Annotated in this window: 20 protein-coding genes and 1 pseudogene; 16 read left to right on the top strand and 5 right to left on the bottom strand. The window is 61.6% G+C overall.

Going from position 1 to position 24,041, the window contains the following annotated elements; all coding sequences use genetic code 11:
- Positions 1 to 27: 27 nt before the first annotated feature.
- Positions 28 to 1,059, bottom strand: coding sequence for a hydroxyacid dehydrogenase (locus NKI41_RS03595; RefSeq protein WP_352681449.1), 1,032 nt, complete (start codon positions 1,057 to 1,059; stop codon positions 28 to 30).
- Positions 1,060 to 1,234: 175 nt separating this feature from the next.
- Between NKI41_RS03595 and NKI41_RS03590 the strand changes: the two genes are divergently transcribed.
- Complete coding sequence (locus tag NKI41_RS03590) at positions 1,235 to 2,671, top strand: aldehyde dehydrogenase family protein (protein ID WP_352681565.1); 1,437 nt, start codon at positions 1,235 to 1,237, stop codon at positions 2,669 to 2,671.
- Positions 2,672 to 2,708: 37 nt separating this feature from the next.
- Positions 2,709 to 3,290, top strand: a complete 582-nt coding sequence (locus NKI41_RS03585; protein WP_352540401.1) for a DUF1349 domain-containing protein — start codon at positions 2,709 to 2,711, stop codon at positions 3,288 to 3,290.
- A gap of 40 nt (positions 3,291 to 3,330) precedes the next feature.
- Here the strand turns inward: NKI41_RS03585 and NKI41_RS03580 are convergent, their stop codons facing one another.
- Positions 3,331 to 4,083: an SDR family NAD(P)-dependent oxidoreductase gene (locus NKI41_RS03580; RefSeq protein WP_352448445.1), complete on the bottom strand. Its 753-nt coding sequence runs from the start codon at positions 4,081 to 4,083 to the stop codon at positions 3,331 to 3,333.
- 341 nt (positions 4,084 to 4,424) lie between these two features.
- Here NKI41_RS03580 and NKI41_RS03575 point away from each other — a divergent pair, with 341 nt between their 5' ends.
- Positions 4,425 to 5,696, top strand: coding sequence for an O-antigen ligase family protein (locus NKI41_RS03575; protein ID WP_352681447.1), 1,272 nt, complete (start codon positions 4,425 to 4,427; stop codon positions 5,694 to 5,696).
- A gap of 125 nt (positions 5,697 to 5,821) precedes the next feature.
- Here the strand turns inward: NKI41_RS03575 and NKI41_RS03570 are convergent, their stop codons facing one another.
- Positions 5,822 to 7,033, bottom strand: a complete 1,212-nt coding sequence (locus tag NKI41_RS03570) for a polysaccharide biosynthesis/export family protein (RefSeq protein WP_352681445.1) — start codon at positions 7,031 to 7,033, stop codon at positions 5,822 to 5,824.
- Positions 7,034 to 7,240: 207 nt separating this feature from the next.
- Complete coding sequence (locus NKI41_RS03565; RefSeq protein ID WP_023676307.1) at positions 7,241 to 7,918, bottom strand: sugar transferase; 678 nt, start codon at positions 7,916 to 7,918, stop codon at positions 7,241 to 7,243.
- Positions 7,919 to 8,476: 558 nt separating this feature from the next.
- On the opposite strand from NKI41_RS03565, the gene NKI41_RS03560 reads away from it, so the two are divergent.
- From NKI41_RS03560 to NKI41_RS03525, 8 genes are all read left to right on the top strand, one after another.
- Positions 8,477 to 8,797: an exopolysaccharide production repressor protein gene (locus tag NKI41_RS03560; RefSeq protein WP_352681443.1), complete on the top strand. Its 321-nt coding sequence runs from the start codon at positions 8,477 to 8,479 to the stop codon at positions 8,795 to 8,797.
- A 455-nt stretch (positions 8,798 to 9,252) separates the two neighbouring features.
- Positions 9,253 to 10,275, top strand: a complete 1,023-nt coding sequence (locus tag NKI41_RS03555; RefSeq protein ID WP_352681441.1) for a glycosyltransferase family 2 protein — start codon at positions 9,253 to 9,255, stop codon at positions 10,273 to 10,275.
- A 269-nt stretch (positions 10,276 to 10,544) separates the two neighbouring features.
- Positions 10,545 to 10,946, top strand: a complete 402-nt coding sequence (locus NKI41_RS03550) for a hypothetical protein (RefSeq protein ID WP_352614427.1) — start codon at positions 10,545 to 10,547, stop codon at positions 10,944 to 10,946.
- A 128-nt stretch (positions 10,947 to 11,074) separates the two neighbouring features.
- Positions 11,075 to 11,941, top strand: a complete 867-nt coding sequence (exoK, locus tag NKI41_RS03545) for an endo-1,3-1,4-beta-glycanase ExoK (protein ID WP_352681439.1) — start codon at positions 11,075 to 11,077, stop codon at positions 11,939 to 11,941.
- An 85-nt stretch (positions 11,942 to 12,026) separates the two neighbouring features.
- The gene (locus NKI41_RS03540; RefSeq protein WP_352469923.1) at positions 12,027 to 13,358 is read left to right on the top strand and encodes a UDP-glucose dehydrogenase family protein; all 1,332 of its coding nucleotides are present in this window, start codon (positions 12,027 to 12,029) and stop codon (positions 13,356 to 13,358) included.
- A 31-nt stretch (positions 13,359 to 13,389) separates the two neighbouring features.
- Complete coding sequence (locus NKI41_RS03535; RefSeq protein WP_352681437.1) at positions 13,390 to 14,469, top strand: glycosyltransferase; 1,080 nt, start codon at positions 13,390 to 13,392, stop codon at positions 14,467 to 14,469.
- Between the two features lie 70 nt (positions 14,470 to 14,539).
- Entirely contained in the window at positions 14,540 to 15,826 is a 1,287-nt protein-coding gene (locus NKI41_RS03530; protein ID WP_352681435.1) for a glycosyltransferase, read from the top strand.
- A complete protein-coding gene (locus NKI41_RS03525; RefSeq protein WP_352469926.1) occupies positions 15,823 to 17,286 on the top strand; it encodes a lipopolysaccharide biosynthesis protein in 1,464 nt (487 codons plus the stop codon). Before NKI41_RS03530 ends, NKI41_RS03525 begins: the two co-directional genes overlap by 4 nt.
- Positions 17,287 to 17,508: 222 nt before the next feature.
- On the opposite strand, the pseudogene NKI41_RS03520 reads toward NKI41_RS03525, so the two are convergent.
- Positions 17,509 to 18,561 (bottom strand): annotated as a pseudogene (locus NKI41_RS03520) (polysaccharide pyruvyl transferase family protein); the annotation flags it as partial.
- A gap of 301 nt (positions 18,562 to 18,862) precedes the next feature.
- On the opposite strand from NKI41_RS03520, the gene NKI41_RS03515 reads away from it, so the two are divergent.
- The 5 genes from NKI41_RS03515 to NKI41_RS03495 all read left to right on the top strand — a co-directional run bounded on the left by NKI41_RS03515 (position 18,863) and on the right by NKI41_RS03495 (position 23,900).
- Positions 18,863 to 20,035 carry a glycosyltransferase family protein gene (locus tag NKI41_RS03515; protein WP_352540408.1) on the top strand — a complete coding sequence of 391 codons (1,173 nt, stop codon included), beginning with the start codon at positions 18,863 to 18,865 and terminating at the stop codon, positions 20,033 to 20,035.
- An 11-nt stretch (positions 20,036 to 20,046) separates the two neighbouring features.
- Positions 20,047 to 21,039: a glycosyltransferase family 2 protein gene (locus NKI41_RS03510; RefSeq protein WP_352469928.1), complete on the top strand. Its 993-nt coding sequence runs from the start codon at positions 20,047 to 20,049 to the stop codon at positions 21,037 to 21,039.
- Complete coding sequence (locus NKI41_RS03505) at positions 21,039 to 21,989, top strand: glycosyltransferase family 2 protein (RefSeq protein WP_352681433.1); 951 nt, start codon at positions 21,039 to 21,041, stop codon at positions 21,987 to 21,989. Before NKI41_RS03510 ends, NKI41_RS03505 begins: the two co-directional genes overlap by 1 nt.
- Entirely contained in the window at positions 21,979 to 22,929 is a 951-nt protein-coding gene (locus NKI41_RS03500) for a glycosyltransferase family 2 protein (RefSeq protein WP_352681431.1), read from the top strand. The genes NKI41_RS03505 and NKI41_RS03500 overlap by 11 nt, the downstream gene beginning before the upstream one ends.
- A gap of 74 nt (positions 22,930 to 23,003) precedes the next feature.
- A complete protein-coding gene (locus NKI41_RS03495; protein ID WP_352681429.1) occupies positions 23,004 to 23,900 on the top strand; it encodes a UTP--glucose-1-phosphate uridylyltransferase in 897 nt (298 codons plus the stop codon).
- The last annotated feature ends 141 nt before the right edge of the window (positions 23,901 to 24,041 follow it).

Below are 24,041 nucleotides of genomic sequence, written 5' to 3'. Positions count from 1 at the left end.
GCATGTGCGACCCGTCGGGCAGACGGCCTAATTCTTGTCGACCGGCTTCGAACGCATTCGCGAAACGGTCTCACGCTCGGCCCGCTTCGAACGCATCGGCGGCAGGCCGCGGTCGACCAGGTCCATGTCTTCCAGCACCATGTCGCCCATCCGCTTGAAAGCGACGTCGAGCGCACCGGCCCGGTGGGCGGAGCGCAGGAACCCCGGCAATGTGCGGACCGGGTGATCCTGGGCAAGCGGCTCCTCAGGAAAAACATCGCTGGCGGCGACGATATGGCCGCTGCGGACGACGTCCATCAGTGCCGGGAAATCGACCACGCCGGCTCGGCTGAGCAGGATGAAAGCGGCTCCCTTGCGCATCCTGGCAAACGCCTCGGCGCCGAGGAAGCCCTGGTTTTCGCTAGTCACGGAAGCGACGACGAAGACGAAATCGCTGTTCGACAGAACGTCGTCGAGAGAGGCGGGCTCGACGCCGTTTTCGATCAGGATCGACGGCGGCAGCCACGGGTCGAAGACTTTTGTCCGCGTGCGAAAGCCTGACAGCAGCCGGTTGAGCGCACGGCCAAGATCGCCGAAGCCGATAATGCCGACATCCGCGCCGGAAAGAAGCCGTGCCGTCCGGTTGCCGTCGCCGCCCCACAGCTCCTTGCCCTGACGAAATGCGAGATCGGCGTCGACGATGCCGCGGGCGAGGTTGAGCGCCATGGCAAGGCCGAGCTCGGCCACCGGTTCGGCAAACACCAGCCCGGTGGTGACGACATGGATGCCGCGCGAAAACAGCGTCTCGTAGGGCATGTTGTTGATGAGGTTGCTCTCGACATTGAAGATGCAGCGCAGCGCCTTCATTCTTTCCAGCGTCTCCGGCGCGATAGGTGGCTGGCCGACGATGTAGCGCGCCTCGGCAAGGATATCGGCCGGCAGCGCCGCCACCGCTTCGGGCGATATTTCGATGATGCGGTATTTCGATCGAAATTTCGCCAGCGCAGCCGGCGTGAAGATCAGGTCGAGCGTGCGCGGTTCGGGTGCGCTGATCACCAGCGGCAAAGCGCTGTCGGACATGATGATTTCCTCCCGTGCGATCCGCGTCGCACCACACTAGAATCGTCTTCCCCGCCCCGACACCTATCACATGCCTGTCGAGCAGGAGAAGTTTGCCTGGCTTCGGCCTTGCGGTGCGGCGGTCGGTGGTCCAGATAGACGGCGATCGAAGGACGACAAGGAAGACAGCGACATGATCCCGTTTCGAAAGAACCTCATCGATGGAGAGTGGGTAGGCGATGCCGCCTCCCGTAACATCAACCCGTCCAATCTCGACGACGTGGTCGGCGAATATGCATCGGGAGGCGCCGAGCACGCCCGGCAGGCCATCGCGGCGGCGAAGGCGGCATTTCCGGCGTGGTCCCGATCGGGCGTGCTGGCCCGCCATGCGGTGCTGAGGAAGGCGTCGGACGAGATCACCGCGCGGAAAGATGAAATCGGCCGGGCGTTGGCGCGCGAGGAAGGCAAGACGCTGGTCGAGGGCATCGGCGAGACTGTTCGCGCCGCCCAGATATTCGACTTCTTCGCCGGCGAGACGCTGCGCCTGTCGGGCGAGCTGGTGCCGAGCGTGCGGCCCGGCGTCGGCGTCGAGATCACCCGTGAAGCGGTCGGCGTCGTCGGCATCATCACGCCGTGGAATTTTCCGATCGCCATTCCGGCTTGGAAAATCGCTCCGGCGCTGGCCTACGGCAACACCATCGTCTTCAAGCCGGCGGAACTCGTTCCGGAGAGCGCCTGGACTATTGTCGACATCCTGCACCGCGCCGGGCTGCCCAAGGGTGTGCTTAACCTGGTGATGGGCAAAGGTTCGGTGGTCGGCCAGGCCATGCTCGACAGTCCTGACCTCAACGCGATCACCTTCACCGGATCGGTCGGCACCGGCAAGCGCGTCGCCGCCGCCAGCGTCGAGCACATGCGCAAGTTTCAGCTCGAAATGGGCGGCAAGAACCCGCTTGTCGTGCTCGACGATGCCGACCTTGCCGTCGCTGTCGACTGCGCCATCAACGGTGCCTACTTCTCGACCGGCCAGCGCTGCACGGCGTCGTCCCGGCTGGTGGTGACGGACGGCATTCACGACCGCTTCGTCGAGGCGCTCAAGGACCGCATGGCCAAGTTGGTCGTCGGCGACGCTCTCGATGCCAAGACCCAGATCGGGCCGGTTGTCGACCAGAGCCAGTTGAAACAGGACGAGGACTACATCGCCATCGGACGTCAGGAAGGTGCCGATCTCGCCTTCGGCGGCGAGCGGCTCGATCGTGAAACCCGCGGCTTCTATTTGCAGCCGGCGCTGTTCACCGAAACCACCAACGCCATGCGCATCTCGCGCGAGGAGATTTTCGGACCGGTCGCCAACGTCATCCGCGTCAAGGATTATGACGAGGCGCTGGCGGTGGCCAACGACACGCCGTTCGGCCTGACCTCCGGCATCTGCACCTCGAGCCTCAAGCATGCCACGCACTTCAAGCGCAATTCGGAAGCCGGCATGGTCATGGTCAATCTGCCGACGGCGGGCGTCGACTTCCACGTGCCTTTCGGCGGGCGCAAGGGATCGAGCTACGGCCCGCGCGAGCAGGGCCGCTATGCCGCAGAGTTCTACACCACGGTGAAGACCGCTTACACGTTTGCCGGCTAGGAAAAGGCGGCAGACCAGCCAGGCAGCGAGCAAGTCGATGGCATCTGAGAATACGGACCTGACCTGGCTCAATCCGCCGCCGCACCACGCCTTCGGCAACAATACGGTGCATGTACGGACCGGCGAGGAGACCGACTTCTGGCGCGAGACGTTCTACGGCTTCTGGCGCGACAATGGCCATTTCCTCTATCGTGAGGTCGAGGGCGATTTCAGCGCCGAAGTCACGGTCAAGGGGCACTATGAGGTGCTTTACGATCAGGCCGGGCTTATGGTCCGCCTGAGCGAGACGCACTGGATCAAGGCCGGCATCGAATACACTGACGGGCTGATGTATTTTTCCGTCGTCGTCACCAACGATGCCTCCGACTGGTCGCTGGCCAGCATACCGGCCGATCCGGACGGGGTCAGGATCCGCCTGACCCGCCATGCCGAGACGGTCCGCGTCCAGTATCGCGACGCATTCGACAAGCACTGGAAACCGGTGCGGCTTGCCTATTTCCCCCCGTCGAAAACGGTCGATGTCGGCATGATGTGCTGTTCGCCGCAGCGCGAGGGCTTCGAGGTGACATTCAGCGATTTTTCGATCGGCCCGCCGATCTCGCGAGAACTTCACGACTAAGGCGCCGCGATCCGGTCGCGCGGTTTGCGTCCGGCCTGCCTCAGTAGGTCGCCCGGCCGCCGGAGACGTCGAAGACGGCCGCCGTTGTGAACGAGCATTCCTCGGACGCGATCCAGCAAATCAGCGCCGCCACCTCCTCGACCTCGCCGAACCGCGCCATTGGTATTTTGGACAGCATAAAGTCGATGTGCTGCTGGCTCATCTGCTGGAAGATCGCGGTGCGCACGGCCGCCGGCGTGACGCAGTTCACCGTTACTTTGGTCTTGGCCAGTTCCTTGCCGAGCGATTTGGTCATGCCGATCACCGCCGCCTTGGAGGTGCTGTAGGCCGAGGCGTTCGGGTTACCTTCCTTGCCGGCAATCGAGGCGATGTTGATGATCCTGCCGTAATTGCGTTCGAGCATATGCGGGACCAGCGCCTTGTTGCAGAAGAAGACGCCGTTGATGTTGATGTCGGTGACCCGGCGCCAATCCTCCACCGAATACTCCCAGGTCGTCATGTTCGGCCCGGTGATGGCAGCACTGGTGACAAGGACATCGACCGCGCCAAGCGCTTCGATCGTCTCTCCGGCGGCGGCTTCGACCGCTATGGGGTCGGCGACGTCTAAGGTGACGCTGTGCAGGCCTGGAACAATGGCCTTGGCCTGCTCGATCTGGGCGGCATCGCGATCCCAGACCGAAACACGCCCGCCTTCGCCAGTGATCCTTTGCGCGACGGCCAGGCCGATGCCTGAGGCGCCGCCGGTGATAACAGCAGATCGTCCGGCAAATCGTCCCGCGAAACTCATCGGCATGTGGTCTTCCTCCCAATTGGCGGCGAATGTGAAGTCAACGGCGGACAAGTTCAAGCGCGGACTTGCAACCTCAGAACAGCTTATGATGGGCCAGCACCGGTCAATTGTACGGCACTGCCTTCTGGCCAAATCGTCTCGCCCGTATGGAGAGCCCGATACGGAGAGAACGGCTGGAACGACGCACCCGGTTGGCATCCGGGTGACAGGCGGCGCCGGATGGGTTATATTGCACTGCACAATGCGAGCGCCTGCAGGCGAGGCTCCCATCGATCCGACGAATCGGCGCACGAGCGGCCCATGAAATCGGCATTGAGCTGCAAGGACGGAAAACCGCTATCGAGATGAAGATTCCAAAATCTCTGTTGATCGATCCGGACAAGAACACGGTCTACGGCAGCTTTGCCGTTGCCGTCTCGATCTGGGCCTTTTCCTACTCGACCATTTTCGGCCAGGCCATGATCCTGGCCTACTATGCGGTCTGGCTACCGCTCATCCTGGTCGACTACCGCAAGATATTAAGGCACGCTTCCAGCGCCTGGCTTCCGCTGGCCTTCGCAACCTATGTCTGCTTCTCGGTGTTCTGGTCGGCAGCTCCCGGCACCACGGCAAGGACGGCCGTCCAATATTGCTCCCATATCGCCTGCGCCTACATTGCCGCGCGCACCGTCAGCGTCCGGACCTTGACCATAGGTGCCCTGATCGGGATTTTCGTCGTCCTGCTCTACTCGCTCAAGGTCGCGAGCTATTCCTACGACGTTCTCGATGGGACGTATAATTTCGTCGGCGCGTTCAGCTCCAAGAACCAGATCGGCTTTGTCGCATCGCTTGGCATCTATTTCTGCGTTGTCTATCTCGCCTTTCTCAGGCGCGGCCGGATAAGCTGTTTGTTGATCGTACCGATTGTCCTTCTATCGGGCTATCTGCTGGTGGTGTCGCATTCCGCCACTTCGATGGCATCGACCCCCGCGGTTCTCGCTCTGGTCGCCCTGCTTTCCATCGGCAAGCTGCTTTCGCTCCGCCATCGCCGGGTGATTTTCATGATCGGTGCGGGCGGGCTGGTCGCCTGCACCGTGATTGCGCTGAATCTCGGGCTGATGGACTTTGTCCTGGGCCTTTTCGGCAAGGATTCGACGCTCACCGGACGAACCTACCTCTGGCAACAGGGCTGGAATGCCGCGCAGCAATCGCCCATCCTCGGCGTCGGCTACGCGGCTTATTGGGTGCAGGGCTTCTCCGAGGCCGAGCGGCTGTGGAACGAATTCTATATCGCCGCGCGAAGCGGCTTCCACTTCCACAACACCTACATCGAGACCTTGGTGGAACTCGGCTTCGTCGGCGCGACACTGCTTTCGCTGATCATCCTGCGCACGCTCTGGGGTCACGTCTCGAAGCTGATATTCAGGACATGGCAAGCCGACTCCGTGATTCTTGCCGGCGTCATGGTGCTTCTGTTCATCCGATCCTTCGTCGAGGTCGAGACCCTCAATCCCTACATCATGGGATCGTTCCTGCTGTACTACAGCTACTTCAAGCTGGTGAGGGTGCCGGCCGTCGCTCCTTCCCGGTGGAGCGCCGTGAACCATCTTGAGGAACCGGACGCCGTGCGAGGCTAGAGCGGGCGGATCCAGGCGGTTCGTTGCCCGAAGGCCGCCTTGTTTTCTGACCCATAAGATCCCAAACGCAAAAACCCCGCAGACCGCTGCCTGCGGGGTTGGTGCTTTGCTCCGGTGGAAAGAAGCTACTGGATGGCCAGGGGCGCCGGTTTGACCTTGATCACGTCCCCTGGCAGCACCGGCGTGTCTTCATCGGCGGTGATTTCGCTGGTCTTGCCGTCGACCACCCGCACCAGGGAAAATGATAAGGCCGCTGGTTCGTTGTTGCCGTAGAATTGCGGCATGGGGCTGCCCGACAAGGCTTCGGACATCAAGGCCTTTTCCATATTCAGCTTCAGCGTCGCCTCGTTGAGATCGGCTTCCGTCTGTTGCCGGTCGGTCGCGAGGCTGGAGTTTTGGGTGTTCTCGAGATCGATGGCGTCCTGGGTGGCCTTGCTGATCGACTGCTTGGCCGTGAGAATCGCCGTTTCGTAATCCAGGATCTGGCCCTCGAGGTCGGCGATGGTTTGCTGCGAGTTCAAAACCCGCGTGTTGACGACCAGGCCCTTTTGCGCCAGCGAGCCGATGCCGTTGAGCTGCTCCTTCGCCAGATCAACCTGCTTCTGCTGGTTGACGATCTTCTTCTGCAGCGAATCGATCTCGCTCTGCAGCAGCGCCTTCAAATCGTCGAGCGCCTGCAAGCGCAGCTTGAGTTTCTTCTGGTCGGCCGCCAGGATCGCCGTCTCATCGGCAACGATGCTGGGCAGCTTCGGATCGTCGGCCACCTCTTTCGGCACCGCGAATGCCGGCTTGTCCGCCAGTTCCGCTTCGATGCGGGCGCGCTTGACGGTCAGCCTGACCAATTGGTCTTGTAATACGTCGAAATTGCCCTTCGCATTGATCAGGTCGCGGTCGTAGCGCTGCCCGCTCTCCGGGTTCCGCCGGGCTCCGCCGGCAATGCTCATCGCTTTCAGCACGGACAACCCAGGCACACAAGGATACTGGCCGGGCGATTGCACCTCGCCGGAGATGTAGAATGGCCGGTACTGTGCCATTTCGACGGAAGCCTCCGGCTTGTCGGCCAGAGCGAGCTTGCGCTGCAGCGCCTCGCCGAGCGATGCGGCGATCTCCGAAGTCGTCTTGCCGGATGCGGGCATCTCGCCGACGAAGGGAACCGACAAGGTTCCAGCGGGCCCGACCGTGTATTCTCCATTGATGGCCGACCAGTCACGGAACGTGCCTTCGACGGTCTGCCATTCCGCCACGCGAATGGTCAGCTTGTCCTGTGCTCCTAGGCGATAGTCGTCGGCGAAGGCAAACTGTGGCAAGGCGAGCGACAGCGTCAGGCCGGTCGCCATTGTAAGGCAAGTCGTCAAAAGCCGTACTCGCCGCATGCGTCTGGAGAGAATACCGGTGCAAAAAATATCGATTATATCTGCTTTCAACTGAGCGTTTCCGATCTGGTTTGCCCCGCCCGATGAGCTGCCGATGCCTGAGTTAGGGGCCTGAGTTCCAGGCCCGAATTCTGGACAGTCGCTCCTCGATGCACGGCCAGCAAGCGGCCGTCAGTAGCAGCCTCGCGACATCCAGACCGCGGGTACGGTCTTGATGATGATGCGGATGTCTTCGAACATCGACCAGTTCTCGACATAGTGCCTGTCGAATGCGACGCGGCTGTCATACGAAACATCGTTGCGTCCGCTGACCTGCCACAGCCCTGTCAGGCCGGGGCGCGATTTAAGATAATAGACGGCCGAATTGCCATAAATCTCCAGCTCATCGCGCACCACGGGACGAGGCCCGACCAGGCTCATATCCCCCTGCAGGATGTTGATGATCTGCGGCAACTCATCGAGGCTGAGCTTCCTCAGCACCGCTCCGACGCGCGTGATCCGCGGGTCGTTCTTCAACTTGCGGGTCGCTATCCATTCGGCGTTGGCCTCCGGATTCGCGGCGAGATAGGCAGCAAGCACCCGCTCGCCGTCTGGAACCATGGTGCGGAACTTGAGGCACGGAAAAATCCGTCCTCCGCGGCCGATCCGGCTGTGACCATAGAAAATCGGCCCGCCATCGGAAAACCTGACAAGCAGCGCTATCATCACGAACAGCGGGCTGAGAGCGACCAGGCCGATCAGCGAACCGACAATATCGAAGCTGCGTTTGAGCAGGCCGCCAATCGGTGGCGGAAAATCGACGCCGGCCTGCGAAAAATCCGCATCGGCCGGCTTGGCTACGTCCCTCATGCGTAAACTCCATACGTTGAACGGATGGTTTACCGCACGATACCAAAAAAATGTTGCAGCGCAACACACAATTTCCCAGACGGCTGTAATAGTCGCGTCATGAACTGACTAAATAATAAACTCGTCCTGCACAAAATTTCGCCTTTATGTCGCAAAAGAGACAGATTATGGGCAATTTTGGAAAAACTAGTCCAATTTTGGGGCTGATTTTAGGCGAATCGCTCTTTATACCCTCCTGTGGAGCTTTGCCGTCATTTAGAATTTCAAGATAATGACTGATGTTATGCTAAAATACTATTCAATATTATAAATCTTACTGGAGCGAGTCGATATCCGGCAATCAGTGGTGATGCCGACGTGTGCGTTGCACCATGGCAGAGTCGATCCCGAGGATTCGTTTAAAATTTATTGCGCAGCTGCCCTTGCCGCCTATTGCGCGGCTCAATAGAGTTGCAAATTGTTTCTGTCGGACTATGGACAGATTGGGCTAGGCCGGAAGCAACCGGCCAGAAGCGGGCAACCTAAATAAGCTCGCAGAGTTTAAGGGAGGTGCTCGGGGTGGGCTTGTCGACATTTTTTCCCGAGCCGGTTGATGGGCTATCGGGTATGTCACTGCCAAAGTTCATTATCGGAATGTGTTTTGCGCTGGCGATCGTGATCGTCTGGTCCTATTTAGGCGGCGCGTCGCTCGGTGCGACGCTGTTTCGTGTCATCGGCTGCGCTATAGTCATCCAACTGGGTTATTTTCTGCTGGTCTTTGCCATGGTTGCCAGAAATGCCCCGACCCCGGCCGACAAAATCCGCGACGCTGAACGAAAGCTGAGTTCGAACGAAGCGGCCGAAGCCGAGAAACTCAGCGCCAGGAGAGGCCTTCACTGATTTCGGGCCTGGCCGCGGTCTGCGATGTCCATGTGACCTGTGGTTAAGCTCGCCGGTCCCCTGACGAATTGCTCGCCTCAACGACACCGGCAGTCGGCATTCCTGTTCTTTCAATTCCTTGACACTGCGGGCCTCGACGCGCTCGCTCCGCCCCGCCGCCGTCCGGTCGGCGAGGATCAGCAACTGGTTTCTGCCAGTTGAGCGCTCTGATGGAGCGTGTAGGAACGGCTCTGCCAAGCGGCGCATTTCTGGAGCCGTCCCGATTGAGGCTCGCCGCCTGCCCAACCGGGCCATGACACCCAGCAAAATGAAAAACTGGACGGCGCCGATGATTTTGGCGATGCTTGCTTCGCAATTGCAGCATAGGCGTTTGGGCCGATGCATTTCAGAATGGGCGGTGGGGCATTGAGCGGACGGGGCGAGGAAATCCGCAACGGCTTCTGCAACCGAGAGGCATGTCCATGACATCATTCCAGGTCTGCGTGATCATCGCCGCCCGCAATGCGGCGCGGACAATCCCGGCTGCCATTGCATCGGCATTACGCGAGCCTGAGGTTGCGGAAGTTGTCGTCGTCGACGACGCGTCCACCGACGACACCGCGAAAGTCGCCAACGCGGCCGGCGACGGCACGGGCCGTCTTTCCGTCATCCGCTTCGACGCCAATCGCGGCCCATCCTTTGCACGCAACGCCGCGATTGCCGGTTCCAGGTCGCCGTTCATCAGCATTCTGGACGCTGATGATTTCTTTTTCGAAGGCAGGTTTCACAGACTGTTCGCCAGCACCGATTGGGATTTCGCCGCAGACAACATCATGCTTGTCAGGGATGATGCGGCAACCGACGTTTCGAAAATCGTGGCTCCACCGTTCTCGCCCGAGCCGGAATTCCTCGATTTCGAGGGTTTCATCGACGCCAACATCTCCAGGCGCCGTGTGCAACGAGGGGAACTGGGGTTCCTCAAACCCGTGATCAGCCGCGCCTTCCTCGATCGGCATGGGCTGCGCTACGACGAGAAGCTGCGCCTGGGTGAAGACTATGAACTCTATGCGCGTGCGGTTGCCCTTGGCGCGCGCTTCAAGGTCATCAAATCCTGTGGCTACGGCGCGATCGTGCGCGCCGATTCGCTGAGCGGACGGCACAAGACCCAGGACCTGAAGCATCTGGCCGATGCCGACCTGGCACTGCTTGCGATCGACAGTTTGCCGGAGGCATCGAAGGCTGCGCTGAGAAGGCACGAGCGGCACATCCGCGACAAATATCGGTTGCGGAAGTTTTTAGACGTGAAGGCTGAGCGCGGGTTGGCACCGGCCGCGGCCTACGCCTTGGCCGGCTCGTCCAACCTCACAGCCGTCGTCCGCGGCGTTGCCTCCGACAAGCTGGATGCGCTGTTTCGCCGCGCTGGCCTCGCCGCGAAGCGTCAGCATGTGCCGCCGCTGCGCTTCCTCATGGCCGGAACCAGCACGGCCAACGAAAGCTAGGCCCGTCAACGTGCGATGGCGGTAGCCACTCCCTTACCCTTCGGTCGGCTCGCACCATTTCAACGAGATTCATGAGTTTACGATCTAGGTGGTTGCCTATGCGCGCAGGGAATGGCAATCTATGTTGCGGTGCAGCAATTTTGGACGGCCAACCGAACTGGCCCGAGACATACCCTGTCGGAGGAGCTGGACGATGCAAGAAATGTCTTTTGAATGTGGACGGGCACTAAGGCCGTTCACCAGCTCGACGATGATGGGGCGCTGACTGCATGGCCTCGATCTTTGGCTTCCGATCGAGAGATCCGGCGCGCGACACGCAGACCGACACCTCGCGCCTCGATCGGTTGGCAAAGCTGCTGGACCAGATCTCGGCCGAAGTCGAGGCGGAGAAGAGCGGCCTTGAGAACCGCTACAGGACGACGGCTACCAATGCCGCCTTTCTGGTCGAGGCCATGGAGAACGGAGCGGTCTCCTCTCGCAGGTCTTCCGAAGTCGGCGAACTGACCAGGTCGATCCTGAATTGCGAGCGGCGCATCGCAGCGCTGTCGCGCCAGATGCAGGTGATGAAGGATCTCCGTCATTCGCTGGATGAAATCTTCGAGGAGAAGCGGCAGAACGGTCCCGACATAAGGACCGATTTTGTGAAGCCCGCCGATTCCGGCACAGGCTGAGCGACCCGGGTCGGCGCAATGGTTTTAGGCACAACACGGAGCTTGGGAGCGACAGAGGTCAAGATCAGGTTGTTTCGTCACGGTTCGAACGATCGCTTTGGGGGCGCACAGCACAAGGTGAGTTTGATATGAACGCAGATCTTAAAAGCACGCCCGCCCCGGCAACCGGAGGCACCCCGTTCACGCGCCCGATCCCAGGCAAGCTGCGGCGGCTCCGTTCAGACGGCGCGTTTCTGCTGGTCGTTCTCGGCAGTCTGGTTGCGGGCCTGGTGCCCGCCGGCGCGCAGGATCTCCCAACCGCGCCGTCCTTTGTCGATGATTTCACCAGCCTCAGTCGCGCGCGCTGGTACATTTCCGACGGCTGGACGAACGGCAAGCATCAGAACTGCACCTGGTCCAAAAACCTGATCGGGCTTTCCGACGGCATGCTGACGCTTGGTTTCGAGAAGCGCAAGCTGAAGGATCGCGAATTCGCCTGCGCCGAGATCCAGACCAAGCAGCGCTTCGGCTACGGCACTTATGAGGCGCGGATGAAGACCGACACGGGCTCCGGCGTCAACGCGGCATTCTTCAGCTTCGTCGGCGATGCCGACAAGCAGCCGCATGATGAAATCGACTTCGAGGTGCTGACCAAGGACACGTCCAAGGTTCAGGTCAACGCCTACATAGCCGGCAAAGGCAAGAACGAGAAACTGGTCGACGTCGCTGGCGGCACCGACAAGGCCTTCAACGACTACGCCTTCGTCTGGGAAAAGGACCGGCTGCGCTGGTACGTCAACGGCAAGCTTGTCCACGAGATCACCGATCCGGCGAAGCTGCCCACCCATTCGCAAAGGATCTATTTCAGCCTGTGGGGCAGCGATACGATGAAGGGCTGGATGGGGCCGTTCTCGGATCCGGGCCGCAAGCTCACCATGCAGGTGGATCGTGTTGCATTCACCGCACTTGGCCAGCCCTGCCAATTCCCCGAATCGCTGGCATGCAACACAAACTAGAAGCGCATCTGAACCGGCCGGGCCGAAGGTGGTCGGAAAACCGAAGCTCGAACAGGCCCGAAGCCTTGAACAGGGATGAAACCGAATGAATTTGACTGTCTTTGGAATCGGCTATGTCGGTCTTGTACAGGCGGCGGTGCTTGCCGAAGTCGGCCATCAGGTGGTCTGCGTCGACATCGATGCAAAAAAGGTCGAGCGGCTCAACCAGGGTCATGTCCCGATCTTCGAGCCTGGGCTCGAAAACATCGTCAAGGAGAACCATGCCGCCGGCCGCATCAAGTTCACCACCGACGCCGCCGCGGCGATCAAGCATGGCCAGATCCAGATGATCGCCGTCGGCACGCCGCCGGGCGAGGATGGTTCGGCCGACCTCAAATATGTGCTGGCCGTCGCCGAGGCCATCGGTCGTGAGATGGACGAGCCCAAGATCGTCGTCGGCAAGTCGACCGTGCCCGTCGGCACCTGCGAAAGGATAAAGGCCAGGATCGCCGCAACGCTGAAGGCGCGCGGGCGCGAGGATCTGGCTTTCGACGTCGCCTCCAATCCGGAATTCCTCAAGGAAGGGTCCGCTGTGAGCGACTGTATGAAGCCCGACCGCATCATCGTCGGCACCAGCAACGAGGACACCGAGGCGGTGATGCGCGAGCTCTACGCGCCGTTCAACCGCAACCACGAAAAGATGATCGTCATGGATGTGCGCAGTGCCGAGTTCACCAAATACGCGGCCAATTGCATGCTGGCGACCAAGATCAGCTTCATGAATGAAATGGCCAACCTGGCCGAGCAACTGGGCGCCGACATCGAGGAAGTCCGCAAGGGCATCGGCAGCGACCCGCGGATCGGCTACCACTTCATCTATCCGGGCCTCGGCTATGGCGGCTCGTGTTTCCCGAAGGATGTGCGTGCCCTGATCAAGACCGCCGAGGCCGTCAAGTTCGACGCCAAGCTGCTGCGTGCCGTCGAGGAGCGCAACAACCAGCAGAAGTCGGTCCTGTTCGAGAAGGTGGACCGCTATTTCAAGGGCAATCTCAAAGGCAAGACATTTGCGCTGTGGGGCTTGGCCTTCAAACCCAATACCGACGACATGCGCGAGGCCCCGGCCCGCACGCTGATGGAAGCGCTCTGGGCCGCCGGTGCCAATGTCCAGGCCTACGATCCCGAGGCGATGCAGGAATGCCAGGCGATCTACGGGCTGCGCGACGACCTGCAACTGTGCGGCACCAAGGAGGCCGCGCTGCGAGGCGCCGATGCGCTCTTGATCGTGACCGAGTGGAAAAGCTTCAGCGCGCCGTCTTTCGATGCGCTGAAGAACGCGCTGACCACGCCCGTTATCTTCGACGGACGCAATCTCTACGACCCCAAGGTCATCGCCCGCCACGGCATCGAATACCACAGCATCGGCAGAATGGCGGCGTGACGCAAGGGCGGTCCAGCAAGGAGCCAGGTCCATGAAAGTTCTGTTTGCGGGCGGCAACGGCTACACGCCGCAGTTCAGCGGTGGCGTTCAGTCGAGCACGCATCATCTGGTCGAGCAGCTGCGCGAGCACGGTCATGACGCCTCGGTTCTGGCGGCGCTGTTCGGTGACGGCATGTTCGGCTTCAAGGCGCGCGCCAAGATGAAGCTGCTTCGCCAGCGAGCGGTCATCGACAGCTATCCCGGCTATCCGGTCGTGCGGGCATGGTTTCCCTGGGAGGCGGCGCGCTTCGCGGTCGAACGGCTCGATCCCGATGTCGCCGTCGTGCAGTGCCACAAATCGGTGCCGATCGGAAAGGCGCTGCAGGCGCTCGGAATACCGCTGGTGGTCTATCTGCGGAACGTCGAATTCCACGAATTGGCCGGCGACCTGCGCGAATTGCATTCGGCGCTTTATATCGCCAATTCCGAATTCACTGCGCGCACCTATAAGGAAAGGTTCGGCATCGACTCGACCGTGATCCCGCCGACCATCAATCCCGGGCTCTACAGCACGCCGACCACCGGTGAATTCGTCACGCTGATCAATCCTTACAACGAAAAAGGGTTCGAACTCGCCGTGCGCATCGCCGGCCAATGCCCCGAAATTCCGTTCCTGTTCGTCGAAAGCTGGAAGCTCGACGACGACCATCGGGCGCAGATCGAACAGATCATCGCCCCGCTGCGCAACGTCAGGCTGGAAAGCCGCACCAGCGACATGAAGACCGTCTACGGCCGCACCAAGATCCTGCTGGCGCCCAGCAAATGGGAAGAAGCCTGGGGGCGGGTGGCATCCGAGGCCCATTGCAGCGGCATTCCAGTCGTCGGGTCCCGTCGCGGCGGCCTGCCGGAAGCGATTGGCGCCGGCGGCGTGGTGCTCGACTATGACGCACCGCTCGACGACTGGGTCGCCGCGGTCAGGCGACTATGGAGCGACAAGGCCGAGTACGACCGTCTGTCGGCGGCGGCGCAGCTGTTTTCGGAGCGGCCGCAAATGAACCCCGACAGCCAGTTCGCGACTTTTCTCGGCGTTCTCGACCGCGCCAGGCAAGGCGCGCTGGAGCGTGCCGCCTGATGTATTTCGTCCAACGCCATGCATGTCGCCTAAAAGCCGGCTCTCGCGCCTGACCAGGGTGGGAGCTGCTTTGGGACAACGACACGCACAACACCGGACGCTTGAGGCGCCTCGCACGGCGGCGACGGGCGTCATCCCTCATCCGCGCGAGCAGATCGCCGACCGGCCTCGAAAGATCGTCCATTCGATGAAGATTTGCTTCGTAGTTGATAAGTTCCCCTCTTTGTCGGAGACCTTCGTCCTCGACCAGATAGAAGGGTGCCTCGAGCGCGGCATGCAAGTCGGCGTCGTCTGCAACGAGACGTCCTTCGGCAAGGACAGCAACATCGACGATCGCCGCTGGCAGGCTCTCCCTAGCAAGGTCGTCTGCTGGTGGGGCGGGCTGGGGCGCTTTCGGCCGACGCTCAGGAGATGGTCGGGCAGGTTCTGGGATAAGCTCTCGACCGCTGTCGACATCGCTTTTGCGCGCAAGTTGCAGAACGCCGATGTGATCGTCGCGCATTTCGGCAATAACGGCATGCGCGTCGCCCGCGCCATGAAACGAGGCCGGATTTCCGCTCCGCTGGTGACCATATTCCACGGCCGCGATGTCGGCGAACCGCTGCATGACAACACGCTCACGCGCTACAAGGTTGTCTTCGACAAGGGCGTTCTCCAGCTCCCGGTGAACGCGTTTTTCCGCGACGCCCTGATCGGCGTCGGCGCACCCCCGGCGCAAGTCATGGTTCACCATATGGGCGTGCGGCCCGGTGAGATCGGCTACCATTGGCGTTCCTGGGACCGGGACACGCTGTCCTTCATCTCGGTCTGCCGGCTGACCGAAAAGAAGGGCATCGAATTCGCCCTTCGGGCGCTCGCCAGCCTGCCGCGGCGCGACTGGGTCTATTCGGTGATTGGCGGCGGCGAATTGCTGGAAGAGTTGAAGAAGCTCGCCGCAAATCTCGGCATTGCCGACCGGGTGACTTTCCTCGGGCCGCGTCCGCATGCCGAGGTCAAGCAGCGCCTGCGCAATGCCCACGTATTCCTGCTGCCTAGCGTAGCCGCGCGAGACGGCGATCTCGAGGGTATTCCGGTGGCGCTGATGGAAGCTATGGCCGCCGGGCTGATCGTCGTCAGCACCTATCACTCGGGCATCCCCGAACTGATCGAGGATCAGGAGACAGGCTTCCTCGCACCGGAGCGAGACGTTGCGGCGTTGGCCCGCAAGCTTGTCTGGGTGGCAGAGAACCCGGACAAATGCGAGCGCATCGCATATGCGGCGCGCCGCAAGATCGAGCAGGATTTCAACGCGGACGTACTCAACGAACGTTTTGCGCAGATCGTTGCTCAACTGGCCGAAGCCAGGCAGCCGGCATGAACGCCAACCCGCCCCCCCAGTTCGGTCGCGTCGCCCTGCGCGGCGGCATGGTGACGATCGGCGCGCAAGGCTTCAAGATGGCGATCCAGTTTCTCTCGGTCATCGTGCTTGCCCGTCTGCTCGTGCCCGAGGATTTCGGCCTAGTGGCTTCCGTCGGGCCGATCGTGGCCTTTGTCGGGCTGCTTCAAAATCTTGGCCTGCAACAGGCTGTGGTCCAGCGCAAGGATATCAGCACCGAGCAGCTCAACCAGGTATTCTGGATCAGTGCGCTGGTGGGGATGGGCAGTGCCGTGGTGGTTGCATGCCTGGCGCCCGCCATCGCTGCCTTCTATGGCGATCAACGCATGGTCGGGATCACCATCGGCTCTGCCTTGCCGCTGCTGCTTGGCAGCCTCGCCGCGGTGCCGCTGGCGCTGATGAACCGTCACTTGCGCTTTGGCCAACTCGCGCTGAACGACGTGATAACCGCCGCTGCCGGACTTGCGACTACCGCAATCGCCGCCTATGCGGGGCTGGGCTACTGGTCGCTGGTCATTGGCCCGGCGGTTTCGGCTGTTGTCGCGCTGGCCGCGGCATGGCAGGTGGCGCGCTGGACGCCGTCGCGGCCGGACCTGAAGGTCGATACCGACATATTGTCCTTCGGCGCCAATCTGACCGGCTTCAATCTGGCCAACTTCTTCTCGCGCAATCTCGACAACATCCTGATCGGAAAATATTCGGGCGCGATCGAGCTCGGCTATTATGACCGCGCCTACAAGCTCCTGCTGTTTCCGCTGCAGAATATCAACCAGCCGCTGACACGCGTGATGGTGCCGCTGCTGAGTCGCATCCATGAGGACAAGGCGCGGTTTCGCGACATCTATGTGCGAACCAATTGGATGCTGGCGGCCATCACTATGCCCGGCATCGCGGCGCTGACGCTGACGTCGGACCAGGTCGTCGGGCTTCTCTTCGGCGAGCGCTGGACGGCGGTGGCGCCGATCTTCGCCTGGCTGGGCATCGCCAGCCTGATCCAGTCCGTCTCGAGCACCACCGGCTGGATCTTCATCTGCCAGGGCAAGACCAAGACCATGTTCCACTGGGGCATCTACTCGTCGCTGACGACGGTCGCCGCCTTCATCATCGGCCTGCACTGGGGCGCCGTCGGTGTCGCGGCGGCCTACGCGATCAGCGGTTATGTGCTGCGCGTCCCGGTACTTGCCGTTCTTGTCCACCGGGTCGGCCCGGTGACCGCAGCCGACTTCCTGGTCATGCAGGGACTATTCATCGCGTCGTCGCTGCTTGCCTGGTCCGTGTACCGCGAGTTGCCGGCATCGCTGACCAGCCAGTCAGACCTGCTCGCGGTGGTCCTGGCGGGTGCCCTCAATTATTCGATCGGCCTGGTCCTCATGCTCGCCCTTCGCCAGTCGCGCAGCGCCCTGTTCACCACGCTTTCCAGCGCCATGCGCAACGCCCGCTAGGCCGGCAATCACCGGCCTCAAAAGCTCACCTGCCGACATCGCCGACGCATGCTCCTCAAGCACTGCCTGAAGGCTCGTCCTGCGATAGAGGTCGAGATTGGCGGTAAGTCTGCCGAGCTTCGCGCTCGCTTCCTCGGGCGTCACCGTGTCGATGTCGAGCAGCAGGTCGGCGACGCCGATCCGCTTGGCAAGTTCCTTGGTCTTGAATTCATAGGCAATCGGCAGCACCGGCGTGCCGACGCAGAGCGACATGATCATCATGTGCATGCGCGTTGCGACGACGAAGTCGAAGCCTTTCACCAGTGCCATCAGTTGCTCCGGCGTGTGGAACGAAGCGTCCACGCTGACATGCTTGGCGATCTCCGGATCGAGTTCGGCAACGATAGCCCGCGCCGTCTTGGAATCATCATGGGCGTATTCCGGCACGCCCTGGCAGGTGGAGACGAAGGTGACCTCCTTGGCGTGATCCCTGACCAGGATGGTCGCGATCGCGCGGATCGAGTCGATGTAGCGGCGCATGCCGCCCTCGCCGTCGCTGACATAGTTCCAGTGACGGACGGAAATGGCGACGCGGCCGGTGACGGTCGCCGACTGGCAGGAGGCCAGAATTTTTCCGATCCTGTCAGTATCGGCCAGGGCAAAGACGGCGTCGGCCACGACGTGGCATTTGCCGGGGTCTTTCACCATGTCCACAATGTGGCCTCGCGAACGTTCGTCGCGCAGCAGGATGAGCGGGCTCCGGTCGAAGATCGGGCTCAACTCCTGGCGATTGTAACTTTTGTTGAACGGGCCGAGCGATTGCGTGAAGAAGACGGGGTCCTTGCCCAGAATCGCGTCGATCCGGAATTGATTAAGTCGCCGTTCCAGATTGTAAGTCTCGACAAGATAGGTTCCGCCTGTCGTGACCACGAGGTCGGCGTCTTTGTAGATATCGAGACCACGGCGATTGCTTGAGCTGAACAAACGCCCGAGAACGCCGCGGGTGCCGAACCGCCGCAGGGCATTGAGGACGAGCCGATTGTAGATCGGCTTGAACAGGTTCTTCAGCCCGCTGCCGTATTTGTAGCGGAACAGAGATTCCGACAGCAGCTTGTGAAATTCGAGATCAGGATACTCTTTCTTCGTGTAGAGCCTCGCCGCCACCTCCGGCTGGCTGTCGAAGACGTAGAACTGGATATCGTCTTGCACGATCGTCTTGAAAACATGGCGGATCGCCAGGAGAATCGCTGCATCCCCGGTATTCAGGCAGACGGTGTTTTCAACCGCGATCTTCATGGAATGACCTCATTTCGTGAGTAGTCCCGTGCTTCCATCGACGGGTGCGAAGGGCGGATTGCAGGCGGGTTGGCCGAAAATGCTGCACGCCAAGGATGGTCCTCGCGTCGTGATTATTGGCGCGCAGCCCGATGGCAGGCCAACGCGCGGTCCATGTGGCCCAAGCAGAGCGAGATTAACCCATCGATTTTGCAGTGCAACAAAAAACGGGGATCTTTGCTACGCTGCAACCAAAAATGTTGCGATGCAGCAAGAGCTGTACTAGCATTGTCGCGGGCGGGCCAACAGCGGTCGAGTTTTCATGCTGCATGTCTTGTACTTGGTACACGACGTCTCCGACCCGGCAGTGCGCCGGCGGATCATAATGCTCAAGGCAGGCGGCGCCCAGGTTACGCTGGCGGGCTTTCGTCGTACGGCAAGCGCAGTTGCTGATGTCGAGGGCTTGCAGCCGATCGATCTCGGCCCGACTCGTGATGGCCGATTCGCCCAACGTCTGGCCGCGATCATGAAGGCAGTTGTCTCGACCGGCTCGAAGCTGGGCTCAATGCCACGGCCCGACCTCATTGTCGCGCGCAATCTGGAAATGCTGGCGCTTGCCCGCCGCGCCAGATCGGCTTTCCAGGCAACGGTGCCGATCGTCTACGAGTGCCTGGATATCCATCGCCTGCTGCTTCGCGACGATCCGCTGGGATGGGCGATGCGCGGCGCAGAACGCTTCCTGGCTAGGGATGTGAAGCTTCTGGTGACCAGCTCTCCGGCCTTCATCGCCAACTATTTCAAGCCGTTCGGGCAGATTGCCGCCCCAGTCGAACTGCTCGAAAACAAGTATTTCGAGCCAGCCGCGGCCTCGCTGGATGACCGCGCGGCGCCGGAGAACCCCGTAGCGCCGCCTTGGCGGATCGGCTGGTTCGGGGCGCTCCGCTGCCGCCGTTCCCTGGAGCTTCTGGCCGAATTTTCGCGCCGCCTCGACGGTCGCTTTGAAATCGTCCTCAGGGGCCGCCCGGCGCTGTCCGAATTTCCCGATTTCCACGGTTTCGTCGAATCGGAACCCTGGCTCTCGTTTGGCGGGCCCTACCGCAATCCCGAGGATATGGCGGCGATCTACCGCGAGGTCCACTTTTCCTGGGCCATCGACTTTTTTGAGCAGGGCCTGAACTCCGAATGGCTGCTGCCCAACCGGCTCTATGAGGGCTGCCGCTTCGGAGCCGTGCCGATTTCGATGGGAGCCACCGAAACCGGCCGGTTCCTCGACCGGCAAGGCATAGGGGTTCTTTTGCCAGAAGCCACGCCCGAGGCGCTCGAAGTCGCCGTCGGCACGATGGAGCAGCATCGGTTCGGGACATTGAGGGCGCGTGTTCTCGCCCGCAATCCGCGCACCTGGAGCTACGACCGCGCCGATTGTCGGGCGCTCGTCGAAAAGCTCCGCGGGCTGACTGCGGCTCCCGGTCCATATGCTGCCGAAGCATTGGCATAGAAGGACTGCCGATGACGCAAACCGAAATTCCATCCTGCACGATCGTGGTTCCGTGCCTGAACGAAGCGGCCCATATCGGCGCGTTGCTTCGAGAGCTCCGCCCTGCGGCCGAGAGGCTGGGCGCCGTGATCATCGTTGCCGATGGCGGCAGCACGGACGGCACCAGGACGATCGTCGCGGACATCGCCGCAAAAGATCAGCGGGTGATCCTGCTGCACAATGAAAAGCGCTTGCAGAGCGCGGCAATCAATCTCGCCGTCGCCAGGTTCGGGGAAGGCGTCGACTATCTCATTCGCATCGACGCGCATGGCGGCTATCCTGCGGATTATTGCGACCGGCTGGTCGAAGAAGCGCAGGCCACCGGTGCGGATTCGGTCGTCGTCTCGATGCTGACCAGTGGCAGCGGCATGGTTCAGAAAGCAGCGGCAGCGGCGCAGAACTCCAGGCTCGGCACCGGCGGCTCCAAGCACCGGCATCTTTCGGCGGGAGAATGGGTCGATCATGGCCACCACGCACTGATACGGATATCGGCCTTCACCGCGGTCGGCGGCTATGACGAAACGTTCAGCCACAATGAGGATGCCGAACTCGACTATCGGCTCCGCCAGGCCGGTTACCGCATCTGGATGACCGGCAAGACGCAAATGGTCTACTACCCGCGTTCCTCGCTGAAGGGCCTCTATTTTCAGTATCTCGGCTATGGCCGTGGCCGGGCGAAGAACGTTCTCAAGCACCGCATGATCCCGAAGATCCGGCAGATGGTGCCGCTTCTAGTGTTCCCCGTGGTTCTTCTCGCCGCCTTTTCCTTCGTCCACTGGCTGGCGGCCGTGCCGCTTTTGCTATGGGCGTCAGTCTGCCTCGGCTACGGCTTTTGGACCGCTCTCAGCCAGCGCAAAGCCGACATTGCCCTTGCCGGCGTCTCGGCAATGGTCATGCATTTCGGCTGGTCGGTCGGTTTCTGGCTGCAACTGCTCGCACCGCGACCGCAGCGCGGGGTAGCGTGATGGACCCGGTCAGGAAAAATCGAAGCATCGATATCTGCGTCTGCACATTTCGCCGGCCGGAGCTTGCCGACACGCTTCGCTCCATAGCGGCCATGGATATGCCCGCGGGATTCGACGTCGGTGTTATCATCGCGGACAACGACGATACGCCGACGGCCGAACAGATGGTGACGACGCTGGCTGCGGAGTTGAAGCTGCCAATGACCTACCGGCACGCCCCGGCCCGCAACATCTCGATAGCGCGCAACGCTTGCCTCGATGCCAGTGCGGCGGATTTCGTCGCCTTTATCGACGATGACGAGACGGCCACCGCTGGCTGGCTTGCCGAACTGGTGGCGACGGCGGAAGCAACAGGTGCTGCGACGGTGCTTGGGCCGGTGCAAGCCCGTTACCTGCCGGATGCGCCCGCCTGGATGCGCAAAGGCGATTTCCACTCGACCTTGCCGGTCTGGGTGAGCGGCGAAATCCGCACCGGCTACACCTGCAACGTCCTGCTCAGGATTGGCGCTGAGAGCCTGCGCGGCCGGCGCTTCAGCCTGGCACGTGGCCAGACCGGCGGCGAAGATACGGAATTCTTCGACCAGATGGTCAAGGCCGGCGGCCGCATCGCCTTTTCGCCGGAGGCTTGGGTCGACGAAGCGGTGCCACCTGCCAGGGCGGCATTCGACTGGCTCGGCCGCCGCCGGTTCCGCGTTGGGCAGACGCATGGTCATCTTCTGGGGCGCAACGCACACGGCCTTGCCCGGCTCAAGCAGGTCGGCATTGCCGCGGCAAAGGCCGCCTACAGTTTCCTGTCGGCAATTCCGGTCGCCATCGACCCCGTACGTCGGAACCGCAGCGTGCTTCGCGGCATTATGCATGTCGGCGTCGTCAGCGGCCTCGTCGGGGTTCGTGAAATCCGCCAATACGGCCTGTCTTCGCCGCAGCAAGGGGGCAAGCGTGCAGCCTGACGTGAGCTTCGTGATTGCCGCCTACAATGCCGAGGCGACCATCGATCGGGCGATTGCCAGCGCCGTCGCCCAGCGCAATATCAGCGTCGAGGTCATCGTCGTCGACGACAAGTCGCGCGACCGGACGCTCGACCTGGCGAGATCCTACCCCGAAGACATCGTACGCGTTGTCGCGCTTGAGCAAAACCGTGGCCCCGGCGGCGCCAGGAATGCCGGCCTTGAGCTTGCCCGCGGCAGGTGGGTCGCGGTCCTAGATTCGGACGACGCGGTCTATCCCGGGCGAATCTGCACCATGATCGAGCGCGCGGAGAAAGCGGGCGCCGAGATCGCGGTCGATAATCTGCAGGTCGTTCGCGAGGATGGCGTTGCCGAAGAGACGATGTTCCCGGCCGACTATCTGGAAGGCCTCGGTTCAATCTCGCTGGCGGATTTCATCGGCGGTAACGTCCTCTTCGAATCGAGGTTCAATCTCGGCTACCTCAAGCCGATCTTCCAGCGCCGGTTCCTGAACGAGAACGGGCTTCGTTACGATGAAAGCCTGATCATTGGCGAAGACTATATCCTCCTGGCCAGTGCTCTGGCTAAAGGCGGCAAATGCGTCGTCGAGCCGACGACGGGCTATATCTACCACATTCGCACCGGTTCCATCTCCCGGGTGCTCGAACTTCATCACGTCGAGGCGATGCGCAGGGCCGATGCCACCTTCGCCGCGACCCATTCCATGGATGCTGCGGCCGAGGCGGCGTTCGCCAGGCGCGCTCGCAGCCTGCGCCGGGCGGCATCATTCCTGTCGCTGGTCCAGCACATCAAGGCGCGGTCCCCGCTCAAGGCGATATGGACGGCGCTCAGCGATCCGGCGGCGGTTCGGCATATGAGCATGCCGATCGCCGTCCGGCTGCGAAGGGTAGCGGCACAGTTTGCCGTGGTGGCGGGGAGGTGAAGGCTGCAGGTGAATGAAGACAGTTTCGCCGCCTGCGACAGGGTTGAAATCGATCTCCTCAGAAGGAACATGCAATGAAAAAAGTCAGGAAGGCAGTCATACCGGTGGCGGGGCTCGGAACGCGGTTCCTGCCGGCGACCAAGTCCATGCCGAAGGAAATGCTGCCGGTGGTCGACAGGCCTGTCGTGCAATATGCGGTTGACGAGGCGTTCGAGGCCGGCATCGAGCACATCGTCTTCGTCACCGGCCGCAACAAGGCGGTGATCGAGGACTATTTCGACCTGCATCCTGAACTGATCGGAACCCTGGAGCAGAGCGGCAAGAAGGCGCAACTCGAATCGCTTGAAAGCCTGCTTCCCGTCGCCGGCGCGACGAGCTTCATCCGCCAGCAGTCGCCGCAAGGCCTCGGCCATGCCGTCTGGTGCGCGCGCGAAGTCATCGGTGACGAGCCCTTCGCGTTGCTGTTGCCGGACATGGTATCCTTTGGCGGGCGCGGCTGTCTCGCCGAAGTCGCCGATCTTTATGCGCAGACTGGCGCAAACGTTATTGCCGTCGAGCGTTGCGACCCGACCGAGACCAGCAAATACGGCATTGTCGGGCGCGGCGCGGATGTCGGCACGGGCTTCGAGGTGACGGCCATGGTCGAAAAGCCGGCTCCTGCCAACGCGCCGTCGAACTTCTACATCAACGGCCGCTACATCCTGCAGCCCGAGATATTCTCGTTGCTTGCCAGCCAGCAACGCGGCGCCGGAAACGAGATCCAGCTGACCGACGCAATGGTGCGTCTCGCACAGACCCAGGCCTTCTTCGCCCAGCCTTTCGACGGCCGCATGTTCGACTGCGGTTCGAAGGAGGGTTTCATCCAGGCCAATATCGCTTTCGCGCTGGCGCGGGAGGACATGAAGGGCCCGATCTTCGAGATGCTGCAGGAATTCGTCCGGTCGCATCAGCGTCGGGAAGAAGCCGCATAATGTCCATTTTTTCGAGGCATTGTGGGTGCGGCTGATGACGCAGGACAGGCCGTTGCGCCGCGCGTAACGCGCACTGTGTCCGGCGCAAGGTTTGCACCCTATGTCCCGACCTTCGAGGCGGTAGCGCCTGCAAACTAGAAT

Source organism: Mesorhizobium sp. M0601 (assembly GCF_040320845.1).
In the GTDB taxonomy this organism is placed as follows: Bacteria; Pseudomonadota; Alphaproteobacteria; order Rhizobiales; family Rhizobiaceae; genus Mesorhizobium.
This window is presented reverse-complemented; position numbering and strand designations above follow the sequence as displayed.

Excerpts from the sequence above, each read along its gene's own strand:
- NKI41_RS03595 (WP_352681449.1), bottom strand. The coding sequence starts at position 1,059 with ATGTCCGACAGCGCTTTGCCGCTGGTGATCAGCGCACCCGAACCGCGC.
- NKI41_RS03585 (WP_352540401.1), top strand. The coding sequence starts at position 2,709 with ATGGCATCTGAGAATACGGACCTGACCTGGCTCAATCCGCCGCCGCAC.
- NKI41_RS03580 (WP_352448445.1), bottom strand. The coding sequence starts at position 4,083 with ATGCCGATGAGTTTCGCGGGACGATTTGCCGGACGATCTGCTGTTATC.
- NKI41_RS03575 (WP_352681447.1), top strand. The coding sequence starts at position 4,425 with ATGAAGATTCCAAAATCTCTGTTGATCGATCCGGACAAGAACACGGTC.
- NKI41_RS03570 (WP_352681445.1), bottom strand. The coding sequence starts at position 7,033 with ATGGCGACCGGCCTGACGCTGTCGCTCGCCTTGCCACAGTTTGCCTTC.
- NKI41_RS03565 (WP_023676307.1), bottom strand. The coding sequence starts at position 7,918 with ATGAGGGACGTAGCCAAGCCGGCCGATGCGGATTTTTCGCAGGCCGGC.
- NKI41_RS03555 (WP_352681441.1), top strand. The coding sequence starts at position 9,253 with ATGTCCATGACATCATTCCAGGTCTGCGTGATCATCGCCGCCCGCAAT.
- NKI41_RS03550 (WP_352614427.1), top strand. The coding sequence starts at position 10,545 with ATGGCCTCGATCTTTGGCTTCCGATCGAGAGATCCGGCGCGCGACACG.
- exoK (WP_352681439.1), top strand. The coding sequence starts at position 11,075 with ATGAACGCAGATCTTAAAAGCACGCCCGCCCCGGCAACCGGAGGCACC.
- NKI41_RS03540 (WP_352469923.1), top strand. The coding sequence starts at position 12,027 with ATGAATTTGACTGTCTTTGGAATCGGCTATGTCGGTCTTGTACAGGCG.
- NKI41_RS03535 (WP_352681437.1), top strand. The coding sequence starts at position 13,390 with ATGAAAGTTCTGTTTGCGGGCGGCAACGGCTACACGCCGCAGTTCAGC.
- NKI41_RS03525 (WP_352469926.1), top strand. The coding sequence starts at position 15,823 with ATGAACGCCAACCCGCCCCCCCAGTTCGGTCGCGTCGCCCTGCGCGGC.
- NKI41_RS03515 (WP_352540408.1), top strand. The coding sequence starts at position 18,863 with ATGCTGCATGTCTTGTACTTGGTACACGACGTCTCCGACCCGGCAGTG.
- NKI41_RS03510 (WP_352469928.1), top strand. The coding sequence starts at position 20,047 with ATGACGCAAACCGAAATTCCATCCTGCACGATCGTGGTTCCGTGCCTG.
- NKI41_RS03505 (WP_352681433.1), top strand. The coding sequence starts at position 21,039 with ATGGACCCGGTCAGGAAAAATCGAAGCATCGATATCTGCGTCTGCACA.
- NKI41_RS03495 (WP_352681429.1), top strand. The coding sequence starts at position 23,004 with ATGAAAAAAGTCAGGAAGGCAGTCATACCGGTGGCGGGGCTCGGAACG.